Raw genomic sequence first — 24,833 nt, 5'->3', positions numbered from 1 at the left:
TAGGGTGTACCGGGTCACCGATCATTCCCAGCCACAGGAGTACAGTGCTCCGCTTCCGCGCCGCACGCACAGCGCTCGCCGCCGCCGTTCTCGGCGCCCTGGTGACGGGCTGCGGCGACGCGGGCGGGCTGAAGGGCGCGGGGCCGACCCCGACCGCGACCAGCCCGGCCAAGCTGTGGCCGAGTCTGACGCCCGCGTCCAGCCCGGCCTGGAACTACGACAACGGCGACGCCGAGACCATGAAGGGCGTGACGGCTCCCGGCGGCGACATCCGCAAGGTGGACCCGGCGGCGCTGGTGAGGGCGGAGATCGCCCAGCATCCGGGCGACTACACGGGCTCGAAGGCGCCGTACCGCGTGACCGCGCACCGGATGGCCTCCTGCGGCAAGAAGCCGGCGGATCCGAAGTGTCCCCTGCTCAAGCCGTACTACCGCGACATCACCGGCGACGGGCGCCCCGACCTGACGCTGGGCTTCCGGCTGCTCCCCGGCAACCAGACGGCCGTGCGCGTCTACACCGTGGAGGGCGCCCGGGTGGTCCAGGTGATGTCCAACAACGACGCGGTGAGCGGGGTCGAGCTGGCCGGGCGCTCCGTGATCATCCACGCCCCGTCCGACCTCTCGGACTACGAGTACCGCTTCCAGTGGACCTGGGACCCGGATCAGCGGGTCATGCTGCTCACGCACGACGAGATGCTGCACATCGGCAAGCGCGAGCGCCCCTCGAAGCCGTCGTCGGCACCCTCCACTGCGTCCGCGCCCGCGTCCGCGTCCGAGTCCGTCCCCGCCTCCGCCTCCCCCTCGGCGACCCCATGACGAGGCTCGGGCTCCCCCAGTGGGCCGGCACGCTCGCCGTGAAGGCCGCCGTCTTCATCACCGTGATGTGCTGCGCGCTCGCCGCGCTGCTCGGAGTGCTGGTGCACGTCTCGGTGACCAACCAGACCGTCGGTCAGGCCCGCAGCCTGGCCCTGTCGCGGCTGTCGGACGCGACGAGGGCGTACGAGGCCGGGGACACGCTGCTGCCGGGCGCGGGCGTCGATCCGCCGGGGCTGCCGGGGGCGCTGCGGGCGCTGGCGGTGGACGGGGGCCGCGGCACGATGGTCTCCGACCACCACGGGCGTCCCACCATGTGGGCGGCGGGTCCCGCCGACCGGAACCGGGCGCTGGCCGTCGAGGTCGACTACTCCCAGCAGGCCCGGACGATCGCCGGGCTCGACGGGGCCATCCTGTGGTCGTCGGGGCTGGCGATCGGGGTGACGCTGCTGGTCGGGGCCGTCGCGGTGACCCGGGTGACACGACGGCTGCACGCCACGGCGCAGGTCGCCCGCCGGATCAGCGCCGGCGACCTGGACGCGCGCGTCGACGATCCCCGTACGGAGGACCCGACGCACCCCCAGGACGAGGTGGCCGCGGTCGCCGCCGCGCTGGACTCCATGGCGGCCTCGCTCCAGGGCAAGCTGCTGAGCGAGCAGCGGTTCACCGCGGACGTGGCGCACGAGCTGCGCACCCCGCTGACCGGGCTGCACGCGGCGGCCGAGCTGCTGCCGCCGGGGCGGCCGACAGAGCTGGTGCGGGACCGGGTGGCCGCGTTGCGCACGCTCACCGAGGACCTGCTGGAGATCTCCCGGCTGGACACCGGCCGGGAGCGGCTGGAACTCGACACGGAGGAGCTCGGCGCGCTGGCGGACCGGGTGGTGCGCGCCTCCGGCACGGACACGTCGCTCGTCGTCCTCGAGGACGCCCGGGTGGAGACGGACCGGCGGCGCCTGGAGCGGGTCCTGGGCAACCTCGTCGCGAACGCGCACAAGCACGGACGCGCGCCGGTGTCCTTGACGGTCGACGGGCCGGTGGTGACCGTGCGGGACCACGGGGACGGGTATCCGGACTACCTCCTCGAGCACGGTCCGCAGCGGTTCCGTACCGAGGGCGGCGCGAAGGGGCACGGGCTCGGTCTGACCATCGCCGTCGGTCAGGCGGAGGTGCTGGGCGCTCGGCTGACGTTCACGAACGCTGCGGACGGGGGGGCCGTCGCCACGCTGGCGCTCCGCTAGGGGCGGGGGGACGGGGGCGGGGCGGGTACGGGGGCGGGGCGGGTACGGGGGCGGGGCGGGTACGGGGAGCGCGGGACGGCGAGCTCGGGGCTGCGGGTCGTTCGCCGGGTGCCGGGAGTGGGGGCCGGGCGTGGGGGCCGGTCGCGCAGTTCCCCGCGCCCCTCGAAGCAATTCCCCACGCCCCTCGAAGCAATTCCCCACGCCCCTCGAAGCAGTTCCCCACGCCCCTCGACGGGCTTCGCCCGGACCCGCCGGGACGGCTCGGGACCGCGGGTCGTTCACCGGCCGCCGGACGGTGGGGGCCGGTCGCGCAGTTCCCCGCGCCCCTCCGGGGCGCTCCACGGCCAATCGCTCCACGGCCAGGCGCTCCACGGCCTGACGCTGTGCGGTCGGTGTCGGCCGGCAGGTGCTTGGGGGGCGGACGCTCCACTGGCCCAGCAGGACGGGCGGGGGCCCAGGGCTGCTCCTAACGTGGCGGATAGTCCGCTTCGCTCCTGTTCGTGGAGGTATCCGCAATGTCCCTGCGTACCGCTCTCACCCGCCTCGCGATAACCACCGCCGCAGGCGCTCTCATCACCTCCGTGGCCGTCGCACCCGCGCTCGCGGACGACGACTGGGACGGCGGCGGCGACCCCGGCTCGGGTGCGGCCGATCCGGCCCACGACGGCTGGGACCAGGGCGGGCAGCGCCACTACCAGGGCGTGGTCACCGCGGGCGCGCTGCTGCTGCGCAGCGCGCCGAACCGCGGCAGCCAGGTGATCCGGGTGGCCCACCGGGGCGAGCGGGTCTCCATCTTCTGCAAGACCTCGGGCCAGAGCGTGCAGGGCAACCGCATCTGGTACCTCCTCACGGACGGGACATGGGCATGGGGTTCGGCTCGCTACATCGACACGATCGGGACGCCGCCGCGCTGGTGCTGACCGCCCGGGACCGGCAGACATCCCCCGCGGGCGGGTTCCGGACATGACCGGCGCCGGAACCACCGTGGCGCGGACGGAGACGGCCGCACGCGCGGGCCGTCCGCCGCGGCGCCGTGGCATCGAACTCGCCCTCATCGTCCTCGCCGTCCTGCTCTGTGTGTACGGCTACTGCGCCGTCGGTCTCGCCAGGACCGGCACCGTCCCGCCCGGCGCCGCCGGCTACGGTGCCGGGCTGGGCGCGCTCGCGCTCCTCGCCCACGGCGCGGTGCGGCTGCGGGCCCCGTACGCCGACCCGCTGCTGCTGCCCATCGGCGTCCTGCTCAACGGCCTCGGTCTGGTCCTGATCTACCGGCTCGACCTGGAGACCCCGCACGACCACGCGGCCCCCACCCAACTCGTGTGGTCCACGCTGGGCATGACCCTGTTCACCGTGATCGTGCTGGTACTGCGCGACCACCGCCTGCTGCAGCGCTACGCCTACGTCTGCGTCGTCGCCGCGCTCGCCCTGCTGCTGCTCCCCATCCTCTTCCCGGCCGTCAACGGCGCCCGCATCTGGATCCGGATCGCCGGGTTCTCCATCCAGCCCGGCGAGTTCGCGAAGGTGCTGCTCGCGGTCTTCTTCGCCGCCTATCTCGCGGCCAACCGCGCCGCGCTCGCCTACACCGGCCGCCAGGTCTGGCGCTTCCGGCGCGTGCAGCTCCCCACCGGGCGGGTGCTGGGCCCGATCCTCGCCATCTGGCTGCTGAGCGTCGGCGTCCTGGTGCTGGAGCGCGACCTCGGCACCTCGCTGCTGTTCTTCGGCCTGTTCGTCGTCCTGCTCTACGTCGCCACCGGCCGCATCGGCTGGATCGCCGTCGGCCTGCTGCTGGCGGCCCTCGGCGCGGTGGCCGTCGGCTGGCTCGAGCCGCATGTGCACGGCCGGGTCCAGGACTGGCTGCACCCCTTCGCGTCGATCGAGGCGGGCCAGGGCCCCAACCAGATCGCGCAGTCCCTGTTCGCCTTCGCGGCGGGCGGCGTCCTCGGCACGGGCCTGGGCCTCGGCCACGGGATCCTCATCGGCTTCGCGGCGAAGTCCGACTTCATCCTCGCGACGGCCGGCGAGGAGCTGGGCCTGGCGGGCCTGTCCGCGCTCTTCCTGCTCTACGGCCTCCTCGTGGAGCGCGGCTTCCGGGCGGGCCTCTCCCTGCGCGACCCCTTCGGGCGGCTGCTGGCGGTCGGGCTGGCCTCGATCGTGGCCCTGCAGGTGTTCGTGATCGCGGGCGGGGTGACCGGGCTGATCCCGCTGACGGGCATGGCGATGCCGTTCCTCGCGCAGGGCGGCTCCTCGGTGGTCACCAACTGGGCGATCGTGGCGCTGCTGATCCGGGTGAGCGACTCGGCCCGCGGCCGGTACGACGGGGAGGCGGCGCCCTGATGACGAAGCACATCCGGCACGCCGGCTTCTTCTGCGTCCTCCTCCTCGTGGCGCTCCTGGTCAACGCCGCCCGCATCCAGATCGTCAAGGCCCGCTCCTACGACGACAACCAGGCCAACCGCCGTTCCCAGATCGCCCGTTACCACCAGCCGCGCGGCGACATCCTGGTCGGCGGCGAGCCGATCACCGGCTCCCGGGACTCAGGCGAGCAGCTGCGCTACGAACGGACCTACCGGGACGGCCCGTTGTACGCGCCCGTGACCGGCTTCGCCTCACAGGTCTACGGCACGACCCTGCTGGAGCACGTCAAGGACCCCGTCCTGTCCGGCACCGATCCGGCGCTCGCGCCCTTCCCCGTGGTCAACGGCCTCACGCGGGCCCGCGGCAGGGGCGGCGACGTGGTGACGACCCTCGACCCGGCGGCGCAGCGGGCGGCGTTCGAGGGACTCGAGGGGCGCAAGGGCGCGGTCGCGGCGATCGAGCCGGCCACCGGCCGGGTGCTGGCGCTGGTGTCGAGTCCCTCCTACGACCCGGGCGCGCTGTCGGGGAACGCGGCGGCGACGGCCCGCTCCTGGGCCCGGCTGAACGCCGATCCGGACAAGCCGATGCTCAACCGGGCGGTGCGCAAGACGTATCCGCCGGGTTCGACGTTCAAGGTGGTCACGGCGGCGGCGGCGCTGGACGCGGGCGTCGTCACCGACCTGGACGAGCCGACCGACTCACCGGACCCCTACCGGCTGCCGGGCACGCGCACCACTCTGGTGAACGAGGGCGACGGATGCGAGGACGCCCCGCTGCGGATCGCCTTCGAGTGGTCCTGCAACACCGTCTTCGCCAAACTGGGCGTGGACGTGGGCGTGCGGGACATGGCGGCCACGGCGCGGGCCTTCGGCTTCAACAACAGGCGGCAGCGGATCCCCTTCGCCGTGGCGCCGAGCACCTTCGACACCTCGATGGACCGGGCGCAGCTCGCGCTGTCGTCGATCGGGCAGTACAACACGCGGGCCACGCCGCTGCAGATGGCGATGGTCGCCGCGGCCGTGGCGAACCACGGGCAGGTGCGCTCGCCCTACCTGGTGGAGCGGACGACCACGAACGAGGGTGCCACGCTGGCCACGGCGGGTTCGCGTCCCGCGCGCGCGGCGATGCGCCCGGAGACGGCCGACCGGATGAAGGAGCTGATGGAGGACGTCGTGACGGAGGGCACCGGCACGAACGCCGCCATCCCCGGCGCGATCGTGGGCGGCAAGACCGGCACCGCCCAGCACGGCATCGGCAACGCCGGGACGCCGTACGCCTGGTTCGTGTCGTGGGCGCAGGGCGACCACGATCCGGAGCCCAGGGTCGCGGTCGCCGTGGTGGTGGAGGACGGCTCGGCCAGGCGCGGGGACATCACCGGGGGCGGGGTGGCGGCGCCGATCGCCCGGAGCGTGATGGAGGCGGTGCTGAACTCCAAGGAGTGAGACGGGGGTTACGGCGGAACGGTCACCGACCTAACGTTCGGTCCATGACGCCGGCCATCGGATACGAACTCGCCCAGGTGAACATCGCCCGTCTCAGGGCTCCGCTGGACTCCCCGCGGCTGAAGGACTTCGCCGACGGCCTCGACCCGGTGAACGCCGACGCCGACGCCGCGGACGGCTTCGTGTGGCGGCTGGAGGGCGACGACGGCAACGCCACCGACGTGGCCGTCTTCGGCGACGAGTGGCTGATCGTCAACATGTCGGTGTGGCGCGACATCGACGCGCTGACGGCGTTCATGTACCAGGGCCGCCACCGCGAGATGCTGGCCCGCCGCAGGGAGTGGTTCGAGCGGGTGCGGGAGGCGATGGTGGCGTTGTGGTGGGTGCCGGCGGGCCACCGCCCGACGGTCGCGGAGGCCGAGGCGCGGCTGCTGCACCTGCGGGCCAACGGCCCCACACCGTACGCCTTCACCCTGCGCGCGCCCTTCCGGGCACCGGCACCGGGCGCCGGCGCGGAGCTGCCTGAGCCGCCGGAGCGGCCGGAGCTGCCTGACGGGCTGGGCTGCCCGGTCTGACCTCCCGCCGCGGCTCAACCCGCCTGGCCGCGGCCGCCCGCCTCGATCGCCTCCGTCACCTCCGCCACGCGCTCCTGCTCCTCCGCCGCGAAGCGTTCCGCGTCCAGCTGTTCCGCGATCTCCTCGTCCTGGGCCATCAGCAGGTCGAGGTTGGAGTCGCCGAGTTCGAACACGCCCATGTCGACGTACGCCTCCTGCAGGCGCCGGCCCCACAGGCCGATGTCCTTGACGCAGGGGACGATGCGGGAGAACAGCAGCTTGCGGAAGAGCGCGAGGAACTCGGACTGTTCGCTGTACTCCTCCGCCTCGGACCTGGGTATGCCGAAGTTCTCCAGGACCTCGGACCCGCGCAGCCGGTCGCGCATCAGGTAGCAGCCCTCGATGACGAACTCCTCGCGCTCGCGCAGTTCGGCGTCGGTGAGCTGCTTGTAGTAGTCGCGCAGCGCCATCCGCCCGAAGGCCACGTGCCGGGCCTCGTCCTGCATGACGTAGGCGAGGATCTGCTGGGGCAGGGGCTTGTCGGTGGTGTCCCTGATCATGCCGAAGGCGGCGAGGGCCAGGCCCTCGATCAGGACCTGCATGCCGAGGTAGGGCATGTCCCAGCGGCTGTCCCGCAGCGTGTCGCCCAGCAGGGACCGGAGGTTGTCGTTGATCGGGTAGAGCATCCCGATCTTCTCGTTCAGGAAGCGGGCGTAGATCTCCGCGTGCCGCGCCTCGTCCATCGTCTGGGTCGCCGAGTAGAACTTCGCGTCCAGGTCGGGGACGGACTCCACGATCCGCGCCGCGCAGACCATCGCGCCCTGTTCGCCGTGCAGGAACTGGCTGAACTGCCAGGAGGCGTAGTGCTTGCGCAGCTCGCCCTTGTCCTTGTCCGTGAGCTTGGCCCAGTGCTTGGTGCCGTACAGGGACATCGACTCGTCCGGGGTGCCGAGCGGGTCGCAGGGGTCCACCTCGAGGTCCCAGTCGATCCGCTTCTGTCCGTCCCACTGCTTGTCCTTGCCCTTCTGGTACAGGGCGAGCAGGCGGTCGCGGCCGTCGTCGTACTCCCAGCTGAAGCGGGCCGCGCCGTTCGCGGGGACCTGCCAGTGGGTGTCACCGGGATCCATGGCGTAGAGGTCGAAAGTCGGCATGCCCGCAGGCTCACACGGGGTAGACGCCGGGTCAACAAGTCACGCACGGGGGATTGACGAGCTTGCTGACAGGCAGTCTTATAACCGGTGGAGGATGTGACCCCCGGTAACGAGGTGGAAGAACCATGACGATCCTGACGGAAGCGGACGCACTGGAGGGTCTGCGCGACGCGCTCGGAGCGCTCAAGGACCGCGAACAGGTGGCCGAGCGGCTCCTCGCCTCCTCCGCCAAGCACTCCTTCGACCCGGACCGGGAGCTGGACTGGGACGCCCCCTTCGAGGAGGGCAAGTGGTTCTGGCCGCCGGAGCTGGTGTCGCTGTACGGCACGCCGATGTGGCGGCGGATGAGCGAGGAGCAGCGGATCCTGCTCTCCCAGCACGAGGCCGCCGCGCTCGCCTCGCTCGGCATCTGGTTCGAGATCATCCTGATGCAGCTGCTGTGCCGGCACATCTACGACAAGGCGGCCACGAGCGCGCACGTGCGGTACGCGCTCACCGAGATCGAGGACGAGTGCCGGCACTCGAAGATGTTCGCCCGGCTGATAGCGCGCGGGGACGCGCCCTGGTACCCGGTGGCCCGCGTGCACCAGAACCTGGGCCGGCTCTTCAAGACGGTCTCGACCACGCCGGGCTCCTTCACGGCGACGCTGCTGGGCGAGGAGGTCCTGGACTGGATGCAGCGGCTGACCTTCCCGGACGAGCGGGTGCAGCCCCTGATCCGCGGCGTCACCCGCATCCACGTCGTCGAGGAGGCCCGGCACGTGCGCTACGCCCGTGAGGAGCTGCGGCGGCAGATGATGACCGCCCCGAAGTGGTCGCAGGAGTTCACGCGGGTCACCTCCGGCGAGTTCGCGCGGGTCTTCTCCGTCGCCTTCGTGAACCCCGAGGTCTACACGAACGTGGGACTGGACAGGCGCGCGGCGGTGGCCCAGGTGAAGGCGAGCGGGCACCGGCGGGAGGTCATGCAGACCGGGGCCAGGCGGCTCACCGACTTCCTGGACGAGATCGGGGTGCTGCGGGGCGTGGGGCGCCGGTTGTGGAGGTCCTCCGGACTGCTGGCATAGGAGACCCGCGGGCGGCCGGTTACGCTGCGAGGCATGACCCCGCCCGCCGCCACCCCCGCCTACCGCCGCCTGAGCGTCGAGGAGCGGCGCAGGCAGCTCCTCGACTCCGCGCTCGGACTCTTCGCCCACCGCGCCCCCGAGGACGTCTCCCTCGACGACGTGGCGGAGGCGGCCGGGGTGTCGCGGCCGCTGGTCTACCGGTACTTCCCGGGCGGCAAGCAGCAGCTGTACGAGGCGGCTCTGCGGTCGGCCGCCGAGGAACTCCAGAAGTGCTTCGACGAGCCGCGGCAGGGCCCGCTCCTGTCCCGGCTGGCGCGCGCCCTCGACCGCTATCTCGCCTTCGTCGACGAGCACGACGCCGGGTTCAGCGCGCTGCTGCAGGGCGGCAGCGTGGTCGAGACCTCCCGTACGACCGCCATCGTGGACGGCGTGCGCCGGGCCGCCGCGGAGCACATCCTCGACCACCTCGGGGTCACAGGACCGGACCTGCGGCTGCGCATGACCGTGCGGATGTGGATCACCGCGGTCGAGGCGGCCTCCCTGATCTGGCTCGACGAGGACAAGCAGCCGCCCCTGGACGAACTGCGGGACTGGCTGGTCGACCAGTTCGTGGCCGTGCTCTCGGTCACCGCGGGCCGGGACGCCCAGACCGCCGCGCTGGTGCGGGCGCTGGCCGAGGATGTCTGACACTGGTGGCGTGAAGAGCGAAGACACCCCCTTCGAGGGCGGACCGATGGACGGCCGCGTGCTGCCCGTTCTCGTGGGCCCCACCGGGCACCCGCCCAAGACGTACCGCATCCCGGTCCCGGACGCCGCCGGCGGCCCGCCCACCGTGGTCGTCTACCGGCGCGTCCCGAGCGGCCGGAGCAGCCGGCTCGGGCTGCCCCAGGGCTGGAAGTACGCCTACGACCCCACGGGCAGGGCGGACCGGCCGAAGTGGCCGTGGTCCAAGCCGGACACCGCGCCGGACACCCCGCAGGGCGGCGGACCGGGCACCCCGCCGGGCTCCGGGCCGGACGCCACGCCGGGCGGCGGGCCGGACGCCACCGACGGGTGACGGCATTGCGCCGAACCGCGCACACCCGGCGCGCGTGCGCGGCGCCGCCGTCAACACCTCACTGTGCGGAGCGGAAGGGCCGCCCCGCACCGGAGGTGATGGCGTGTCAGGAAAGGTTCTGCGTCTGGTGTGCACGGCGGCAGTGGCCGCCGGCAGCATCCTCGCGCCGCTGCCCGCCACGGCCGCGCCCGCGCCCGAGCCCGGCGGCCGCACCGTCGCCGCGCAGCTGACGGACCTTCAGCGGCTGTACCGCCAGGCCGAGCAGGCCACCGAGACCTACGACGCCACCGCGGATAAGCTGAGGAAGCAGCGCGCCGAGGTGGCCCGGCTGGACCGCGCGCTGGCCAGGGCCCGGCTGACGCTGCAGGACAGCCGGAGCGCGGCGGGCCGCCTGGCCCGGGAGCAGTACCAGGGCAGCACCGACATCTCCCCCTACGTACGACTGCTGCTCGCCCGCGACCCGCAGCAGGCCCTCGACCAGGGCCATGTGGTCGGCCGGCTGGCGCGGGAGCGGGCCGAGACGGTGGGGCGGCTGACCGGCACCGAGAAGAAGGCCGACGCGCTCGCCCGCAGCGCCCGCAAGGCCCTCGACCGGCAGCTCTCCCTCGCCGCCCGGCAGAAGAAGGACCGGGACGAGGTCCGGGGACGGCTGAAGAAGGTCGAGGAGCTGCTCGTCTCCCTCACCCCCGAACAGCTGAGCGCACTCGCCGAGCTGGAGAAGAACGGAGTGGACGACGCGCAGCGGCGCCTCCTCGCCTCCGGCGCGCTGGGCGGCGAGCGCGCGCCGTCGCCGGAGGGCGACCGGGCGGTGCGGTACGCCGTGCGGCAGCTCGGCAAGCCGTACCGATGGGGCGCCGAGGGCCCGGCGTCCTACGACTGCTCGGGCCTGACGTCACAGGCCTGGGACCGGGCGGGCACGCCGATCCCGCGCACCAGCCAGGAGCAGTGGGCGCAACTGCCGAGGGTGCCCCTCCGGCAGCTGCGCCCGGGCGATCTGGTGGTCTACTTCCCCGAGGCCACCCACGTCGCGATGTACCTGGGCCACGGCCTGGTGATCCAGGCCCCGCGCACCGGCGAGAAGATCAAGGTCTCGCCCATCGCGACGTACCCGGTGCTGGGGGCCGTCCGTCCGGACGGTGAGCAGCGGACCGGGGACCAGGGCACCGACGCCCGGCCGACCGGGGACCAGGGCACCGACGCCCGGCCGACCGGTGATCAGGCACCGGTCACCGAGGCCAGGTAGGCCTCCGTCTTCTCGGGCTCATAGAAGAAGTTCTCGAAGTCGGCCGGGTTGTTGAAGCCGTTGGCGAACCGGTCGGCGACGGGCTGGAGCTGGCCGGCGGCGCCGATCAGGTTGAGGATGTGCTCCGGCGGAGGCGCCAGCATGGCGTTCGTCCACTTGGTGACGTGCTGCGCGGTGTCCCAGTACCGGTCGAAGGTGCTGCGCATCCAGGCCTCGTCGAACTCCTTCTCGCCGTGCTCGAGGATCGAGGCGAGGTACGCGGCCGCGCACTTGGAGGCCGAGTTGGAGCCCTGGCCGGTGATCGGGTCGTTGGCGACGACGACGTCCGCGACGCCCAGCACCAGGCCCCCACCGGGGAGCCGGCCGACGGGGTTGCGGACGGTGGGCGCGTAGCGGCCGGCCAACGTGCCGCCGGCGTCGGTCAGTTCGGCCTTGGTCGCCCGAGCGTGCTCCCAGGGCGTGAACCTCTCCATGAGCTTCAGGGTCAGGGAGAGGTGCTCCGCCGGGTCCTTGACGCCGTTGAAGACGTCGAGCGGGCCGCCGGGTACGCCCTCCCAGAACAGGATGTCCGCCGGACCGGAGGTGGTGAGCGTCGGCATCACGAACAGCTCGCCGACCCCGGGAACCAGGTTGCAGCGCACGGCGTAGTAGTCCGGGTGCTCCGGACGGGGGCCGAGGCCGTGGACGTAGGCGACCGCCAGGGCCCGCTGCGGCTCGCTGTAGGGCGAACGGGAGGCGTCCCGGCCGAACATGGACACCAGCTCGCCCTTGCCCGCCGACACCAGCACCAGGTCGTACGTACGGGAGAAGTAGTCCAGGTCGGAGACCGCCGCGCCGTGGATGACCAGCTGGCCGCCGCGCTGCGCGAACGTCTCCATCCAGCCGGCCATCTTCACCCGCTGGTCGACCGACTGGGCGAACCCGTCGAGCTTGCCCACCCAGTCGATGGCACGGGCCGCGGGGCCCTCGCTCCAGGAGCCAGGGGCCGCGACCGAGACGCCGAGTCCCTCGATCTTCGGGGCCTGGGACTCCCAGAAGTTCAGCTGGAGGTCACGCTCGTGCTGGAGGGCCGTGTGGAACATGCACTGCGTGGACATGACCCGGCCGGAGCGGATCTCGTCCGCCGTCCGGTTCGACATCAGGGTGACCTCGTACCCGTGCGACTGTAGGCCGAGGGCGAGCTGGAGGCCGGACTGGCCGGCTCCGACGACGAGTATCTTCCGCATGCGGGTGAGGGCTCCTAACGGGGGTTCACTCGGGTGTTTCGTCGAGCGCGTGGCCCACGAGGGACAGGAGGGTCTCGATCACCGAGATCCGGCGGCGCGCATCCATGATCATTACAGGTATGTGCGCGGGGATCGTCAATGCCTCCCGCACGTCCTCCGGTTCGAACAGCTCGCTGCCGTCGAAGTGGTTGACCGCGACGACGTACGGCAGTCCGCAGCTCTCGAAGTAGTCGAGCGCCGGGAAGCAGTCCTTCAGGCGGCGGGTGTCGGCCATGACGACGGCGCCGATCGCACCGCGCACCAGGTCGTCCCACATGAACCAGAACCGCTGCTGCCCCGGCGTGCCGAACAGGTAGAGCACCAGGTCGTCGTCGAGGGTGAGACGGCCGAAGTCCATCGCCACGGTGGTGGTCAGCTTGCCGGGCGTCGAGGTGAGGTCGTCGGTCTCCTCGCTCGCCTCCGTCATCAGCGCCTCGGTCTGCAGGGGCGTGATCTCCGAGACGGCGGTGACCAGCGTGGTCTTGCCGACGCCGAAGCCCCCCGCCACGACTATCTTCGTCGCGATCGGGGCGCGGGTGCGGTCCGTCTGCCAGGACTGCAGGTCCTCGTCCACGTCGACGAGCGGGGTGACGCCGGTGGAGACGGCGGCGTCAGAGGCGACGGAGTCCATTCAGCACCCTTTCCAGCAGCGCGCGGTCCGGGCGGCCCGTGCCGTGACCGGTCCCGGTGCCGTACACACGGATCTTTCCCTGGTCCGCGAGGTCGCTGAGCAGCACGCGGACCACGCCCAGCGGCATCTTCAGCAGCGCGGCGATCTCGGCCACCGTGCGCATACGGCGGCACAGTTCGACGATGGCGAGCATCTCGGGCATCACCCGGCCGCCGTTGCCGCCTCCCCCGGTCAGCTCCTTGCGCTCCTCGGGGGCCTCCAGCGCGGCCACGAACGTCTCCACGAGGAGGACGTGACCGAACCGCGTCCGGCCCCCGGTGAGCGAATAGGGGCGCACCCGGGCCGGTTTGCGCTCGGCGCCGCGGACGGGGAGTTTCTTCGCTGAACTGCTCATCGGGCGCTCCCGGCGGACTCCTGCTCGAGGGATTTTCGCAGCTCGGTGCGGAGTTCGGGGGTCAGCACATGGCCGGCCCGGCCGACGAAGAGCGCCATGTGGTACGCCACCACGCTCATGTCGCAGTCGGCGGAGCCGTGCACCCCGAGCAGCGAGCCGTCGCTGATCGACATGACGAACAGGCTGCCCTCGTCCATCGCGACCATCGTGTGCTTCACCCTGCCGGAGTCCATCAGCTTGGCCGCACCGATGGTGAGGCTGCCGATGCCGGAGACGATGGTGGCGAGGTCGGCGGCCGAACCCCGCGGGCCGCCCGGTGCGCGCGGGGCCGCGGCCTCGGCGTTGCGGCCGGGGTCGGAGGAGAGCAGCAGCAGGCCGTCGGAGGAGACCACGGCCACCGACTGGATGCCCGGCACCTCCTCGACCAGGTTCGTCAGCAGCCAGTGGAGATTGCGTGCTTCACTGCTCAGTCCGAAGGTACTGGGCGCGGTCAACTGCTTGCCTCCTCGACAGTGCCCCCCGTGGCTTCTTCGGTCACAGCTGTTTCGGTGGTCGGCACCTCGTGCTGGGCCGTCCTCTCGGCGATCTCCGTCTCCACGTCGCGGTAGCCGGCCTGGGCGCCCTGGCGGAAGCCGCCGAGACGCCTGCGGAGGGCCTCCGCGTCGACGGTGCGGGGGCGTTGCGGCCGGGTCTCGGCCGGTGCGGTGATCCTGGGCGTGCGCTTGGGGAGGCCCTTGGCGGTGACGGGCTGCTCCTCGTCCGGGGCGCGCTCGTGTTCCGCCTCGGTCTCGCCCCCGGCCGGCGCGAACCCGCCCGCACCGCCCGCGAGTCTTTCGCCACCGGGCGCGGGTGGCGCTTGCGGGAGCCCCTCGCCGGCGGTGGCCGCGGCGTCCGGGCGGGCGTGCCGCGGGGCCGCCGGCTCGTGCCGCAGGGGGTCCGCTTCCGTCGGCTGGACCGGGATCAGGAGTTCCATCGTGGTCTCGGCCGGGGACGGCGCGTGCTCGTCGGCCTCCTCGGCCCCGGCCTCGGCGCCGGCCGCCCCGGCCGCGGCCTCGGTGGAGCGCCGGGCCGCCTGCTCCGCCTGCTCCGCGAGGGCGACCAGCGGGTCGGCCGTCTTGTGGCGGGCGTACAGCTCGTTGGAGTTGGCCTCGGCGTCGGCGCCCGGCAGGGAGAAGGAGTGGGCGGAGCCGGACACGGGTGCGGACGCGGCCGGCACCGCGGCCGAGGGGGCCGCCGCCAGCAGGGCCTGCGGCAGGACCACGACCGCCGCCACGCCGCCCTGCTTCTGCTCGCGCAGCTGCACGCGCACGCCGTGGCGGTGGGCGAGGCGGGCGACGACGTAGAGACCGAGGCCGAGGCCCTCCTCGCTCTCGTGGTCGTAGGGCGAGTCCGGGTCGAACTCGGTGAGGCGGGCGTTGAGGCGGGTCATGCGCTCGCCGGTCATGCCGATGCCCTCGTCCTGGACGGAGAGCATGACCTCGCCGTTCTCCAGGAGCCAGCCCGAGATCTCGACCGGCAGGTCGGGCGGGGAGAACGTGGTGGCGTTCTCCATCAGTTCCGCCAGCAGGTGGGACAGGTCGTCGGCGGCGAAGCCCGCGACGTGCGCGTGCGGCGGCAGCACGGCGATGCGGACGCGCTCGTAGCGCTCGATCTCGCTGACCGCGGCGCGTACCACGTCGACCAGGGGAACGGGGTGCGCGCTCTGCTGGACGTGCTCGGTGCCGGCCAGGACCAGGAGGTTCTCGCTGTGCCGGCGCATCACCGTGGCGAAGTGGTCGAGCTTGAAGAGGGTGGCGAGCCGGTCCGGGTCGTGCTCGCGCTCCTCCAGGCTCTCGATGACGCCCAGCTGGCGCTCGACCAGGCCCAGGGTGCGCAGGGCCAGGTTCACGAACGTGCCGCCGATGCTCTCCCGCATCCGCTCCAGCTGGGTGGCGGAGCCGGCGAGTTCGGAGCGCAGCTCCTCGCGGGCGTCGGCCATCTTCTGGCGCTGGCCGACCAGGTGCTTGCGGTCGGCCTCCAGGGTGGCGACGCGCTCGTGCAGGGCGGCGGCGTGCGCGTGCAGGGCGTTGACGGAGCGGACGACCTGCGCGAACTCGTCGTTGCGGCCGGTGAAGGTGACCGGTTCCTCGGCGGCGGGGTTCTCCGCCTGGGCCAGCCGGGCCGAGCCGCGGCGCAGCACGGAGAGCGGGCGGGTGAGGCTGCGCGCCATGGCCGTGGCGATGCCGACGGCGACCAGCATCAGGGCGCCGAGGACGGCGATGCGCAGCTCCAGCGCGCTGACGTCGTCGTCGCGCAGTCGGGCGAGGTCCTTGGTACGGCGGTCGTAGAGGGCGGACTCCGCGCCGCGCATGGCGTCGACGCGGGCGGAGAGCGCGGTGTCGACCTTCGAGGCGCTGGTGTCGAGTTCGGAGGTGGAGAGCGTCGGCTGGTCGGTCAGCGAGGCGAGGTACTTCTCCGCGGAGTTCACCTCGGGTCCGGTGACCGTGGAGTCGTAGGAGTCCCGGGCGGACTTGGGCGCGGTGTCGCGGAAGTCGGCGAGGGCCGCGTCGGAGCGCAGGCGGGCCTGCTGGGCGGCGGCGGTCAGCGCGTCGCGCTGCTTGGTGTCGGCCGCCGAGGAGGTGGTGGTCCGCACCGGCAGGCCGGTGACCGGGCTGATGACCGTCTGGGTGGACGAGGGGACGTCGAGGGCCGCGACGAGGAGCCCGCGGGCGGCGGCGGACTGCTGCACGGCGGAGTCCAGCTCGGCCAGCGCGTGCGCGCCCGATCCGGCGCGCGGCGGCGTACGGTCCGCCAGCCGCCCGGCGAGCCGGTGCAGTTCGGTGATGACGGCCGAGTACGCGTCGTGGGCCTGGAGGGCGCTGCTCTTGCCGGTGAGCGCGGAGCGGCGCACCGCGGCGACGTCGTCGAGGTCGCCGCGGAGGGTGGAGGAGATGTCGGGGTCCTGCCGCAGCTCCTCGACCTGCCGGTCGACGCGGGCGCTCGTCTGCTCGCCCGGCGCCTTGGACTTGGGCCGGCCGGCGGCGATGTACGCGGTCACCTCGTCCCGCTCGTCGGCGAGCGAGTGCGCCAGCGCGAGGGCGTCCTGGGTCTGCCCGGCGAGCGTCACCAGGTCCTGGGAGTCCGACAGTTGCGTGGAGGCGGCGAGGACGGAGGGAAGCCCCGCCCCGGCGATGGCGGCGGCCACGACGGCCACGGCGACGACGAGACGGTTGCGGACATGCGTGGGGCGGCCCTTGCCGGCGGTGGCGCTGCCCGCGGGCGTGCGCTCCGCTCCCGCCCCGGGGTCCGTCTGCTTGCCTGTGCGACGAGGCCGCGTCTTCTGCACCGGTGCTCGCATTCCTGACTCGTGATACTCATGGGCCCGGGTGACGCTCCGTCAACTCATGCCGACCGCGCGCTCCCTCGGTACGGTCCCCGACCCTCCCAGTGCCGGTGGGCAGTGGCCGAGCATCACCTGACCCGCCACCCGAAGGAGTGAACATCGGAGGGGAGTTGGCGGGCAAGTTCCGCGGGCGCGTGCAGCGGCCCCGCGCGGCGGGCCGGTTGGACGTCCGCGCGAGACGGTGGCAATATTCGCCGCCACGCCTTCCTGGAACAACGGATTCCACCTCAAATCAGGCGCCTGACCTGCGCGGGTGCACCGATTCGGCCATCGGTGTCAGCCTTTTGCGCACCTTGTGAAGACGTCGTGCAGACTGGCCGGATGCGTACGGAAGTTGTTTCGGAGCCAGGTGATCCCGCCCGCCCCAACGAGGACTTCGCCGCCGTCGCGCTGCCCGCCTCCGGACAGGGCGGCGCCGTGGTCGTACTGGACGGGGTGACGCCCCCGCGGGGCGCGACCGGCTGTCTGCATTCCGTTCCCTGGTACGTCGCGCGCCTCGGCGGCGCCCTGACCGAACTGACCGTTTCCCTCCCGGATGTTCCGCTGCCCGAGGTCCTCTCCCGCGCCATCGCCCGCACAGCCGCAGCACATGTCGCCACTTGTGACCTTTCTCACCCACGCACACCTCAGGCAACAGTGGTCGTGGCGCGCTGGGGAACACAGGCCGTCGAGTACCTGGTCCTCTCGGACTCCACCCTGCTCGTGGAGTCACCGGAGGGTTCGGTGACGGCCGTACTGGACGACCGGCTGTCCCGCCTCCCGCGCTCGTCCCTGGCGACGGACGCGATCGCGGACGCGACGGTGCGCAACAAGGAGGGCGGCTTCTTCACGGCGGCGGCGGATCCGGCGGTCGCCGGCCGCGCGGTCACGGGCACGCTCCCCCGGGAGGAGGTACGCGCCCTCGCGGCCCTCACCGACGGCGCCGCCCGCTGGGTGGAGAGGTTCCGCGAGGGCACCTGGGAGGACTGCTTCCGCCTGCTGGCCAAGGAGGGCGCCCGCGCCCTGGTCCAGCGGGTGCGCGCCCTGGAGACCGCGGACACCGAACGGGTGTTCCTGCGCCGGAGCAAGACGCACGACGACGCGACTGTGGTGGTCGTGGGGCTGTGAGGCGGCACGGTGACGCCCGGGGGGCGGCACGCCGGCACGGTGACGCCCGGGGGGCGGCACGCCGGCACGATGGCGCCCGGAGGGCGGCACGCCGGCACGATGGCGCCCGGAGGGCGGCACGCCGGCACGATGGCGCCCGGAGGGCGGCACGCCGGCACGATGGCGCCCGGAGGGCGGCACGCCGGCACGGTGACGCCCGGAGGGCAGTGCGCCGCCACCGGTGCGCCCGGGGCGGCACGCCGGCACCGTGGCGCCCGGGGGCGTTGCGTCCTACTTCTCCATGCCTCGGTTCAGTCGGCCCAGCAGGCGGGCCAGCTCCGCGACCTCGCGGCGGTCCCAGTGGTTGAGCTGGCTGACGTAGCGGGCCCGGCGGGCCTCGCGGACCTTGCGGACGCGGTCGTGACCCCCGTCCGTGAGGTGAACCAGCCAGGCGCGGCCGTCGGCGGGGTCGGGCTCGCGGGCGACCAGCCCCAGGTCCTCCAGGGCGCGCAACTGGCGGGACATGGTGGCCTTGCCGACACCGATGTACGCGGCGAGTTCGGTCGCGCGCTGGCGGCCGCACTCGTCGAGACGGATCAGCAGGCCGTACGCCGCCGACTCCAGGTCGGGGTGGACCTCGCGGGCCATCTCGCCCTGATTGGCGCGGGCGCGCCGGAAGAGGATCGTCAACTCGCGTTCCAGGGACAGGTATTCCTGGTCTGCACCACTCGGTGACGGTTTCGCCGGGAGCCGGCGCCCTTCCGCGTTCTCGCCTTCGTGCACGTCAGTCCCTGCCTCGGTTTTCCTGAACCTGAAAGTTTCCGCCAGTCCCCGTCGTTGCCGCAGCTCTCCAAGTATTTCGCAGGGCTAGACCAACGGCAGCCCCCGGCCCCCCTTCCACGCGCTCTTCTACGTGCGTAGCTTCGGTACCGGAACACCGACTGACATGCCCACGCCATTCCTCCCGATGGCCGGGCAACGGCCTCGCACCGCCCTGCGACCCGGGCGGTGCAGGTCCTCCCCCACAGAGCATCACCGAGCTTTCGGAGGCACGCCATGCCCGTGCACAGACCCGGACCGGTACGCCCCCGGCGCGTGTTACTCGCCGGACTCCTGCTGGCCGCCCTCTCCCTCGTCCTCGCCGTCCCCGCCTCCGCGGCGGACATCCCGGCCCGCGGCTCCGCCCGCATGGGCATGGGCGTCGCCGCCCACGACGGCAGCGGCGGCACCCCCTCCTCCGCCGACGCCACCCAGACCGAGGGCGTCGACGTCTCGGGCCACCAGGGCAACGTCGCCTGGTCGACCCTGTGGAGCAGCGGGGTGAGGTGGGCGTACACCAAGGCGACCGAGGGGACGTACTACACGAACCCGTACTTCACCCAGCAGTACAACGGCTCGTACAACGTCGGCATGATCCGCGGCGCTTACCACTTCGCCACCCCCGACACCACCAGCGGCGCGACCCAGGCGAACTACTTCGTCGACCACGGCGGCGGCTGGTCCAGGGACGGCAAGACCCTCCCCGGTGTCCTCGACATCGAGTGGAACCCCTACGGCGCCGCGTGCTACGGCAAGTCGGCGAGCGGCATGGTCAGCTGGATCGCCGACTTCCTGAACACCTACCGGGCCCGCACGGGGCGGGACGCCGTGATCTACACGGCCACCAGCTGGTGGAGCGACTGCACCGGCAACTACGGCGGCTTCGCCTCCAGCAACCCGCTGTGGATCGCCCGGTACGCGTCGACCGCCGGGACCCTGCCGGCCGGCTGGGGCTACTACACGATGTGGCAGTACACCTCGTCCGGGCCGACCGTCGGCGATCACGACAAGTTCAACGGCGCGCTGGACCGCGTCCAGGCGCTCGCGAACGGCTGAGACGCCCGCGTACGGCGAGGGCCCGGGCCTCCCTCACGGGACCCGGGCCCTGCCTGTCCGGCGGCGTCCGTCACGCCGCCACCGGAACCTCCGGCTCGGCGCCGCTCGTCGCGGGCGCGAGCGCCAGTTGAAGAACCTGGCGGACGTCGGTCACGGTGTGGACGTCGAGCTTGTCCAGCACCTCGGCCGGGACGTCGTCCAGGTCGGGTTCGTTGCGCTTGGGGATGATCACCGTGGTGACCCCCGCCCGCTGCGCGGCCAGCAGCTTCTGCTTCACCCCGCCGATCGGCAGCACCCGGCCGGTCAGCGAGACCTCACCGGTCATCGCCACGTCCGTGCGGACCAGGCGGCCCGACAGCAGGGACGCCAGGGCCGTCGTCATCGTGACGCCGGCGCTCGGGCCGTCCTTCGGCACCGCGCCCGCCGGGAAGTGGATGTGCACACCCCGTTCCTTGAGGTCGGCGACCGGCAGCTCCAGTTCCGCGCCGTGCGAGCGCAGGAAGGACAAGGCGATCTGCGCGCTCTCCTTCATGACGTCGCCGAGCTGGCCGGTGAGCGTCAGGCCCGCCGCGCCCGTCTCGGGGTCCGCGAGGGACGCCTCGACGAACAGGACGTCGCCGCCCGCGCCGGTGACCGCCAGGCCCGTCGCCACACCGGGCACGGACGTCCGGCGCTCCGCCGGATCCTGGGCCGACTCCGGGACGTGGTGCGGACGGCCGATCAGGCCGCGCAGGTCACCGTCCGTGATGGTGAACGGCAGCTCCCGGTCGCCCAGTTCGTGCTGGGCCGCGACCTTGCGCAGCAGCCGGGCGATCGACCGCTCCAGGGTGCGCACGCCCGCCTCACGCGTGTACTCGCCGGCGAGCTTGCGCAGGGCGCTCTCGTCCAGGGTCACCTCGTCCTTGTCCAGGCCCGCCCGCTCCAGCTGGCGCGGGAGCAGGTGGTCGCGGGCGATGACGACCTTCTCGTCCTCGGTGTAGCCGTCCAGGCGCACCAGTTCCATACGGTCCAGCAGGGCCTCGGGGATCGCCTCCAGGACGTTCGCCGTGGCGAGGAAGACCACGTCCGACAGGTCGAGCTCGACCTCCAGGTAGTGGTCGCGGAAGGTGTGGTTCTGCGCCGGGTCCAGGACCTCCAGGAGGGCGGCCGCGGGGTCACCCCGGAAGTCGGAGCCCACCTTGTCGATCTCGTCGAGCAGGACGACCGGGTTCATCGAGCCGGCCTCCTTGATCGCGCGGACGATCCGGCCGGGCAGCGCCCCCACGTACGTACGGCGGTGGCCGCGGATCTCGGCCTCGTCGCGGACGCCGCCGAGCGCGACGCGCACGAACTTGCGGCCCATGGCGTGCGCGACCGACTCGCCGAGCGAGGTCTTGCCGACGCCGGGCGGGCCGACGAGGGCGAGGACGGCGCCGCCGCGGCGGCCGCCGATCACGCCGAGACCGCGGTCGGTGCGGCGCTTGCGGACCGCCAGGTACTCGGTGATGCGTTCCTTCACGTCCTCCAGGCCCGCGTGCTCGGCGTCGAGGACGGCCTTGGCGCCCTGGATGTCGTAGGCGTCCTCGGTCCGGTCGTTCCACGGCAGTTCGAGGATCGTGTCCAGCCAGGTGCGGATCCAGGAGCCCTCGGGCGACTGGTCGCTGGACCGCTCCAGCTTGTCGACCTCCTTGAGGGCGGCCTCCCGGACCTTCTCCGGCAGGTCGGCGGCCTCGACGCGGGCGCGGTAGTCGTCGGACTCCTCGGCCGGGTCCTTGCCGTCGCCGTTCAGCTCGCGCAGTTCCTTGCGCACGGCCTCCAGCTGACGGCGCAGCAGGAACTCCCGCTGCTGCTTGTCGACGCCCTCCTGGACGTCCTTGGCGATGGTCTCCGCCACGTCCTGCTCGGCCAGGTGGTCGCGCAGCTGCTGGGTGGCGAGCTTGAGGCGGGCGAGCGGGTCGGCGGTCTCCAGCAGTTCGATCTTCTGCTCGGTGGTCAGGAAGGGCGAGTAGCCGGAGTTGTCGGCCAGCTGGGACACGTCGTCGATGGCCTGCACACGGTCCACGACCTGCCAGGCGCCGCGCTTGCGCAGCCAGGCGGTGGCGAGGGCCTTGTACTCCTTGACCAGTTCGGCGACGTGACCGGGCAGCGGCTCGGGAACGGTCTCGTCGATCCGCGTGCCCTCGACCCACAGCGCCGCACCCGGCCCGGTGGTGCCGGCGCCGATCTTCACGCGGCCGCGGCCGCGGATCAGCGCGCCCGGGTCACCGTCGGCCAGCCGGCCGACCTGCTCGACGGTGCCGAGGACACCGGTGCTCGCGTACGTCCCGTCGATGCGTGGAACCAGGAGGACCTTGGGCTTCCCGGGCTCGGACCGGGCGGCGGCCTGGGCGGCCTCCACCGCGGCGCGTACGTCGGCGTCGTTGAGGTCCAGCGGGACCACCATGCCGGGCAGCACGACCTCGTCGTCGAGCGGCAGCACGGGCAGGGTGAGCGGTGTGGACGTCGAAGCCATGATCTCCCCTTCGGCAGTCAAGTTGAGCTATGCCGACTCAATGCACGGGGCTCCGCCGTTGTTCCCTCCGCTCCGTGCCGTTCGCTGTCAGCGATCACGGCGAAGCCCGGTACGGGGCTCGACGGCGCGGCGGCCACACTGGGCCGGTGGGCCCCCGACCACGGCGTCCTCCGCACCCGGCACCCCCACCGTCTCGCCCAGCACACCACCCCGCGGCGGCAGTTGCGGGCGCGGGCTGGTGTGCTGGGCACCGCGCCGGGCCGACCGGCGGCCCGCTCCGCCCACCCTCGCCACCCGCGGCGCGCACGAACGGAACGCCCCGGAGCGGCGGTACACCCAGACGCGCGCCCCCGACCGGGGCGTCCGCCCGTCGGGCGAGGGGACGGTGCGGGTCCGGGAGACGCGCGGCGGTCCGGAAGGAGAGCGGAGGCGCGGAGGCGCGGAGGCCCGAAGGAGCGTGGAGGTGCGGAGGCCGGAAGGAGCGCGGAGGCCGGAAGGAACGCGGAGGCGCGGAGGCCGGAAGGAGCGTGGAGGTGCGGAGGCCGGAAGGAGCGCGGAGGCCGGAAGGAACGCGGAGGCCGGAAGGAACGCGGAGGCGCGGAGGCCGGAAGGAACGCGGAGGCCGGAAGGAACGCGGAGGCGCGGAGGCCGGAAGGAACGCGCGGTTCCGGAGGCGCCGGCTTCCGCAGCAGGCCCTGGGTCCAGGACGCGCGCGCACGGGTCGGTCTGACAGTGCTCGTCGAGCGCGGGGATGAGCCTAGGTCCAGGACGCGCGTGCCCGGGTCTCCCGGTGCCAGCGCCTGACCAGCGGCCAGGTCGCGATGCCCGTCGCCAGCGCTGTCAGATGGCCCCAGTTCGTCATCGGGTCGGTGAATGCGAGCAGGCTCTGGACCTGCATGCCGCCGAACAGGAGCAGCACCGGCAGGCGCAGCCACGGCCTCAGCAGTCCGGCCAGGGCGCCCACGCCCGCGGCGACGCCGAAGCTGATGCCGTAGTCGAGGCGGTGCAGGGAACTGCCGGGGAGATGACCCGCCAGAACGGCGAGGCCGACGACGCCCTCGGTCACCACGGTGGCCAGGACGTGCCCGGCCAGGAAGACGACGGCCGTGCGCGCCCCGCCTATCCGGCGCTCCAGCGCGGTCAGCACGAGCAGGAAGCAGCCCACGAACGGCGAGACGAGCCCGCCCGCGATCCACAGCGCGCTGGCCAGCAGCACCACCGCGGGCGACCGCAGCAGGTGCGCCACATCGGTGCTGGACGCCTGTCGCAGGGCGAGGACGAGGGGGGCGGCGGCGTAGGCGCTGAACAGCGAGGTGAGGGCCAGGACGGCCGCGTAGCCGAAGGTGAACGGCGTGCCGGCGGGCGTCGGCAGGAGGCGCCTGAGGCGGCCGAGGGACCGCAGGCCCGCCGGGGCGGGCCCAGAGGCCCGGGCGAGGCGCGGCCCGCCGCGCTGACGCGGCATCCCGTCCAGGAGCCCGGCCACAGCGGGGAGTTCACCTGCGCCGGGGAGTCCGGACACCTCGGAAGGGGGCGCGGCCGAGGGGTCGGTTCCGGCCGTCGCGGTGGGTTCCACGGTGGGGCGCTCCTTCCGTCGCGCCCCACCCTTCGCAGCCACGCGGACCCCTGTCTGTGACCGACACCACGCGAAAGCCGATTCTCAGCAACCTCTCACGCTTCTCGGTGCGGGCGGCACGGGCGGCGCCGCGAGCGCGCTCGACGGGCACGTTCGACGGGCGCGCTCGACGCGCGAAACGGTGCGGTGCGCGCGGTACTTGACGCCGTGCGCGGTCCTTCGACGCCGTACGCGACCCGTAGCGCCGTACGCGACCCGTAGCGCCGCGCGCCGCCCGAGCTTCCCGTGCCTCCCGAGCCGTCCGGCGCGCCGGTTCCGCTCCCCTTCCGCCCCACCGCGATCCGCTCCGGACACCCGGGGCCTCATACCCGGGGCCTCCCGTGAATTCCCGTGGCCGTCACCACCGGTTCGGGCAGGATGGGGCCCATGACCACCACCTATGACACCCCTGTGGTCCTGGACCGCCGCGAGGGCCCGTACGGCGAGGTCGTGCTGCGCCGGCACGGCGAGTTGCTGCAGATCATCGCCAACGGCTGCTTCCTCATGGACACCTCGGACGGCCGCTCGGAGCGGCTGCTGGTCGACGCCGCGCGCGACGCCCTGGGCGCCCGCCCGCGGCCGCGCGTGCTGATCGGCGGACTGGGAGTGGGATTCTCGCTCGCACACGCCGCCGCCGACCCCTGCTGGGGCGCGATCACGGTCGTGGAGCGCGAGCGCGCCATCGTCGACTGGCACCGCGACGGACCCCTCGCCGCCCTTTCGGCGCGGGCCGTCGCCGATCCGCGCACAGAGATCGTCGAGGCGGATCTCGTCACCTACCTGGATGAGACATCCGCCACGTACGACGCGCTGTGCCTGGACATCGACAACGGCCCCGGCTGGACCGTCACCGAGGGCAACGAGGGCCTCTACTCGCCGACCGGACTCACAAGCTGCGCAAGGGTGTTGAAGCCGGGCGGCATACTGGCCGTCTGGTCGGCACAGCCCTCTCCGGAATTTGAAGGAACCTTGTGGAATGCCGGGTTCCAACAGGTGCGTACCGAAGAGATCCCCGTTGCCCGGGGCGTTCCGGACGCCGTGCACATCGCCGTCCGACCTGGATAGCCGCAGGACGGTGACTCCCCGTACTCTGCTTCTCTGACGCGGATCATTCAAGCGTCAATCGCAAGCATGCGCAGGCACGGCCAGTCAGAAGGAATGACCCCACGCATTCCGGAAAG

At 72.8% G+C, this 24,833-nt stretch carries 22 protein-coding genes; 13 read left to right on the top strand and 9 right to left on the bottom strand.

What is annotated here, in order from left to right; genetic code table 11:
- The first annotated feature begins 44 nt into the window (after positions 1 to 44).
- From ACJ9NR_RS26605 to ACJ9NR_RS26580, 6 genes are all read left to right on the top strand, one after another.
- Complete coding sequence (locus tag ACJ9NR_RS26605) at positions 45 to 815, top strand: hypothetical protein (RefSeq protein WP_412493448.1); 771 nt, start codon at positions 45 to 47, stop codon at positions 813 to 815.
- Positions 812 to 2,050, top strand: a complete 1,239-nt coding sequence (locus tag ACJ9NR_RS26600; RefSeq protein ID WP_412493447.1) for an ATP-binding protein — start codon at positions 812 to 814, stop codon at positions 2,048 to 2,050. Before ACJ9NR_RS26605 ends, ACJ9NR_RS26600 begins: the two co-directional genes overlap by 4 nt.
- Before the next feature lie 515 nt (positions 2,051 to 2,565).
- Positions 2,566 to 2,970: an SH3 domain-containing protein gene (locus tag ACJ9NR_RS26595; protein ID WP_412493446.1), complete on the top strand. Its 405-nt coding sequence runs from the start codon at positions 2,566 to 2,568 to the stop codon at positions 2,968 to 2,970.
- Between the two features lie 43 nt (positions 2,971 to 3,013).
- The gene (locus tag ACJ9NR_RS26590; protein ID WP_412493445.1) at positions 3,014 to 4,384 is read left to right on the top strand and encodes an FtsW/RodA/SpoVE family cell cycle protein; all 1,371 of its coding nucleotides are present in this window, start codon (positions 3,014 to 3,016) and stop codon (positions 4,382 to 4,384) included.
- On the top strand, positions 4,384 to 5,847 hold the full coding sequence (locus tag ACJ9NR_RS26585) for a penicillin-binding transpeptidase domain-containing protein (protein ID WP_412493444.1): 1,464 nt from the start codon (positions 4,384 to 4,386) through the stop codon (positions 5,845 to 5,847). Before ACJ9NR_RS26590 ends, ACJ9NR_RS26585 begins: the two co-directional genes overlap by 1 nt.
- Positions 5,848 to 5,891: 44 nt before the next feature.
- The gene (locus ACJ9NR_RS26580) at positions 5,892 to 6,422 is read left to right on the top strand and encodes a DUF3291 domain-containing protein (protein WP_412493443.1); all 531 of its coding nucleotides are present in this window, start codon (positions 5,892 to 5,894) and stop codon (positions 6,420 to 6,422) included.
- A gap of 14 nt (positions 6,423 to 6,436) precedes the next feature.
- Here ACJ9NR_RS26580 and ACJ9NR_RS26575 read toward each other — a convergent pair whose 3' ends face one another.
- Positions 6,437 to 7,552: a ferritin-like domain-containing protein gene (locus ACJ9NR_RS26575; protein WP_412493442.1), complete on the bottom strand. Its 1,116-nt coding sequence runs from the start codon at positions 7,550 to 7,552 to the stop codon at positions 6,437 to 6,439.
- A gap of 125 nt (positions 7,553 to 7,677) precedes the next feature.
- Here ACJ9NR_RS26575 and ACJ9NR_RS26570 point away from each other — a divergent pair, with 125 nt between their 5' ends.
- From ACJ9NR_RS26570 to ACJ9NR_RS26555, 4 genes are all read left to right on the top strand, one after another.
- Positions 7,678 to 8,616: an AurF N-oxygenase family protein gene (locus tag ACJ9NR_RS26570; RefSeq protein ID WP_412493441.1), complete on the top strand. Its 939-nt coding sequence runs from the start codon at positions 7,678 to 7,680 to the stop codon at positions 8,614 to 8,616.
- Positions 8,617 to 8,649: 33 nt separating this feature from the next.
- Positions 8,650 to 9,303 carry a TetR/AcrR family transcriptional regulator gene (locus ACJ9NR_RS26565; protein ID WP_412493440.1) on the top strand — a complete coding sequence of 218 codons (654 nt, stop codon included), beginning with the start codon at positions 8,650 to 8,652 and terminating at the stop codon, positions 9,301 to 9,303.
- Positions 9,304 to 9,313: 10 nt separating this feature from the next.
- Positions 9,314 to 9,673, top strand: coding sequence for a DUF8847 domain-containing protein (locus ACJ9NR_RS26560; RefSeq protein ID WP_412493439.1), 360 nt, complete (start codon positions 9,314 to 9,316; stop codon positions 9,671 to 9,673).
- A gap of 103 nt (positions 9,674 to 9,776) precedes the next feature.
- Positions 9,777 to 10,916 carry a C40 family peptidase gene (locus tag ACJ9NR_RS26555; protein WP_412493438.1) on the top strand — a complete coding sequence of 380 codons (1,140 nt, stop codon included), beginning with the start codon at positions 9,777 to 9,779 and terminating at the stop codon, positions 10,914 to 10,916.
- Here the strand turns inward: ACJ9NR_RS26555 and ACJ9NR_RS26550 are convergent.
- From ACJ9NR_RS26550 to ACJ9NR_RS26530, 5 genes are read right to left on the bottom strand one after another with little or no spacing between them, the layout of a single operon-like run.
- A complete protein-coding gene (locus tag ACJ9NR_RS26550; protein WP_412493437.1) occupies positions 10,889 to 12,142 on the bottom strand; it encodes a styrene monooxygenase/indole monooxygenase family protein in 1,254 nt (417 codons plus the stop codon). The genes ACJ9NR_RS26555 and ACJ9NR_RS26550 overlap by 28 nt on opposite strands.
- Positions 12,143 to 12,167: 25 nt before the next feature.
- Positions 12,168 to 12,812 (bottom strand): GTP-binding protein, encoded by a 645-nt coding sequence (locus ACJ9NR_RS26545; protein WP_412493436.1) that lies wholly within the window; start codon positions 12,810 to 12,812, stop codon positions 12,168 to 12,170.
- On the bottom strand, positions 12,793 to 13,206 hold the full coding sequence (locus tag ACJ9NR_RS26540; protein WP_412493435.1) for a DUF742 domain-containing protein: 414 nt from the start codon (positions 13,204 to 13,206) through the stop codon (positions 12,793 to 12,795). Before ACJ9NR_RS26540 ends, ACJ9NR_RS26545 begins: the two co-directional genes overlap by 20 nt.
- On the bottom strand, positions 13,203 to 13,700 hold the full coding sequence (locus ACJ9NR_RS26535; RefSeq protein ID WP_412493434.1) for a roadblock/LC7 domain-containing protein: 498 nt from the start codon (positions 13,698 to 13,700) through the stop codon (positions 13,203 to 13,205). The genes ACJ9NR_RS26540 and ACJ9NR_RS26535 overlap by 4 nt, the downstream gene beginning before the upstream one ends.
- Entirely contained in the window at positions 13,697 to 16,531 is a 2,835-nt protein-coding gene (locus ACJ9NR_RS26530) for a sensor histidine kinase (RefSeq protein WP_412493433.1), read from the bottom strand. The genes ACJ9NR_RS26535 and ACJ9NR_RS26530 overlap by 4 nt, the downstream gene beginning before the upstream one ends.
- A 378-nt stretch (positions 16,532 to 16,909) precedes the next feature.
- On the opposite strand from ACJ9NR_RS26530, the gene ACJ9NR_RS26525 reads away from it, so the two are divergent.
- Complete coding sequence (locus tag ACJ9NR_RS26525) at positions 16,910 to 17,695, top strand: protein phosphatase 2C domain-containing protein (protein ID WP_412493432.1); 786 nt, start codon at positions 16,910 to 16,912, stop codon at positions 17,693 to 17,695.
- Between the two features lie 270 nt (positions 17,696 to 17,965).
- On the opposite strand, the gene ACJ9NR_RS26520 is transcribed toward ACJ9NR_RS26525, so the two are convergent.
- The gene (locus ACJ9NR_RS26520) at positions 17,966 to 18,457 is read right to left on the bottom strand and encodes a MarR family winged helix-turn-helix transcriptional regulator (protein WP_412493431.1); all 492 of its coding nucleotides are present in this window, start codon (positions 18,455 to 18,457) and stop codon (positions 17,966 to 17,968) included.
- A 273-nt stretch (positions 18,458 to 18,730) separates the two neighbouring features.
- Here ACJ9NR_RS26520 and ACJ9NR_RS26515 point away from each other — a divergent pair, with 273 nt between their 5' ends.
- Positions 18,731 to 19,549: a lysozyme gene (locus ACJ9NR_RS26515; RefSeq protein ID WP_412493430.1), complete on the top strand. Its 819-nt coding sequence runs from the start codon at positions 18,731 to 18,733 to the stop codon at positions 19,547 to 19,549.
- Between the two features lie 70 nt (positions 19,550 to 19,619).
- Here ACJ9NR_RS26515 and lon read toward each other — a convergent pair whose 3' ends face one another.
- Positions 19,620 to 22,040 (bottom strand): endopeptidase La, encoded by a 2,421-nt coding sequence (gene lon, locus ACJ9NR_RS26510; protein ID WP_412493429.1) that lies wholly within the window; start codon positions 22,038 to 22,040, stop codon positions 19,620 to 19,622.
- 757 nt (positions 22,041 to 22,797) lie between these two features.
- Positions 22,798 to 23,613, bottom strand: a complete 816-nt coding sequence (locus ACJ9NR_RS26505; protein ID WP_412493428.1) for a rhomboid-like protein — start codon at positions 23,611 to 23,613, stop codon at positions 22,798 to 22,800.
- A 426-nt stretch (positions 23,614 to 24,039) separates the two neighbouring features.
- Here ACJ9NR_RS26505 and ACJ9NR_RS26500 point away from each other — a divergent pair, with 426 nt between their 5' ends.
- On the top strand, positions 24,040 to 24,717 hold the full coding sequence (locus tag ACJ9NR_RS26500) for a spermine/spermidine synthase domain-containing protein (protein ID WP_412493427.1): 678 nt from the start codon (positions 24,040 to 24,042) through the stop codon (positions 24,715 to 24,717).
- The last annotated feature ends 116 nt before the right edge of the window (positions 24,718 to 24,833 follow it).

The sequence above is a fragment of the Streptomyces sediminimaris genome, from assembly GCF_047049295.1.
Classification (GTDB): Bacteria; Actinomycetota; Actinomycetes; order Streptomycetales; family Streptomycetaceae; genus Streptomyces; species Streptomyces sediminimaris.
The sequence above is the reverse complement of the archived record's forward strand: the minus strand, read 5'-3'. Positions and strand labels throughout refer to the sequence as shown.

Bases quoted from the DNA above. Each gene is read 5' to 3' on its own strand.
- ACJ9NR_RS26500 (WP_412493427.1), top strand. From the start codon at position 24,040: ATGACCACCACCTATGACACCCCTGTGGTCCTGGACCGCCGCGAGGGC.
- ACJ9NR_RS26515 (WP_412493430.1), top strand. From the start codon at position 18,731: ATGCCCGTGCACAGACCCGGACCGGTACGCCCCCGGCGCGTGTTACTC.
- lon (WP_412493429.1), bottom strand. From the start codon at position 22,040: ATGGCTTCGACGTCCACACCGCTCACCCTGCCCGTGCTGCCGCTCGAC.
- ACJ9NR_RS26525 (WP_412493432.1), top strand. From the start codon at position 16,910: ATGCGTACGGAAGTTGTTTCGGAGCCAGGTGATCCCGCCCGCCCCAAC.
- ACJ9NR_RS26580 (WP_412493443.1), top strand. From the start codon at position 5,892: ATGACGCCGGCCATCGGATACGAACTCGCCCAGGTGAACATCGCCCGT.
- ACJ9NR_RS26540 (WP_412493435.1), bottom strand. From the start codon at position 13,206: ATGAGCAGTTCAGCGAAGAAACTCCCCGTCCGCGGCGCCGAGCGCAAA.
- ACJ9NR_RS26570 (WP_412493441.1), top strand. From the start codon at position 7,678: ATGACGATCCTGACGGAAGCGGACGCACTGGAGGGTCTGCGCGACGCG.
- ACJ9NR_RS26545 (WP_412493436.1), bottom strand. From the start codon at position 12,812: ATGGACTCCGTCGCCTCTGACGCCGCCGTCTCCACCGGCGTCACCCCG.
- ACJ9NR_RS26565 (WP_412493440.1), top strand. From the start codon at position 8,650: ATGACCCCGCCCGCCGCCACCCCCGCCTACCGCCGCCTGAGCGTCGAG.
- ACJ9NR_RS26600 (WP_412493447.1), top strand. From the start codon at position 812: ATGACGAGGCTCGGGCTCCCCCAGTGGGCCGGCACGCTCGCCGTGAAG.
- ACJ9NR_RS26575 (WP_412493442.1), bottom strand. From the start codon at position 7,552: ATGCCGACTTTCGACCTCTACGCCATGGATCCCGGTGACACCCACTGG.
- ACJ9NR_RS26595 (WP_412493446.1), top strand. From the start codon at position 2,566: ATGTCCCTGCGTACCGCTCTCACCCGCCTCGCGATAACCACCGCCGCA.
- ACJ9NR_RS26550 (WP_412493437.1), bottom strand. From the start codon at position 12,142: ATGCGGAAGATACTCGTCGTCGGAGCCGGCCAGTCCGGCCTCCAGCTC.
- ACJ9NR_RS26590 (WP_412493445.1), top strand. From the start codon at position 3,014: ATGACCGGCGCCGGAACCACCGTGGCGCGGACGGAGACGGCCGCACGC.
- ACJ9NR_RS26585 (WP_412493444.1), top strand. From the start codon at position 4,384: ATGACGAAGCACATCCGGCACGCCGGCTTCTTCTGCGTCCTCCTCCTC.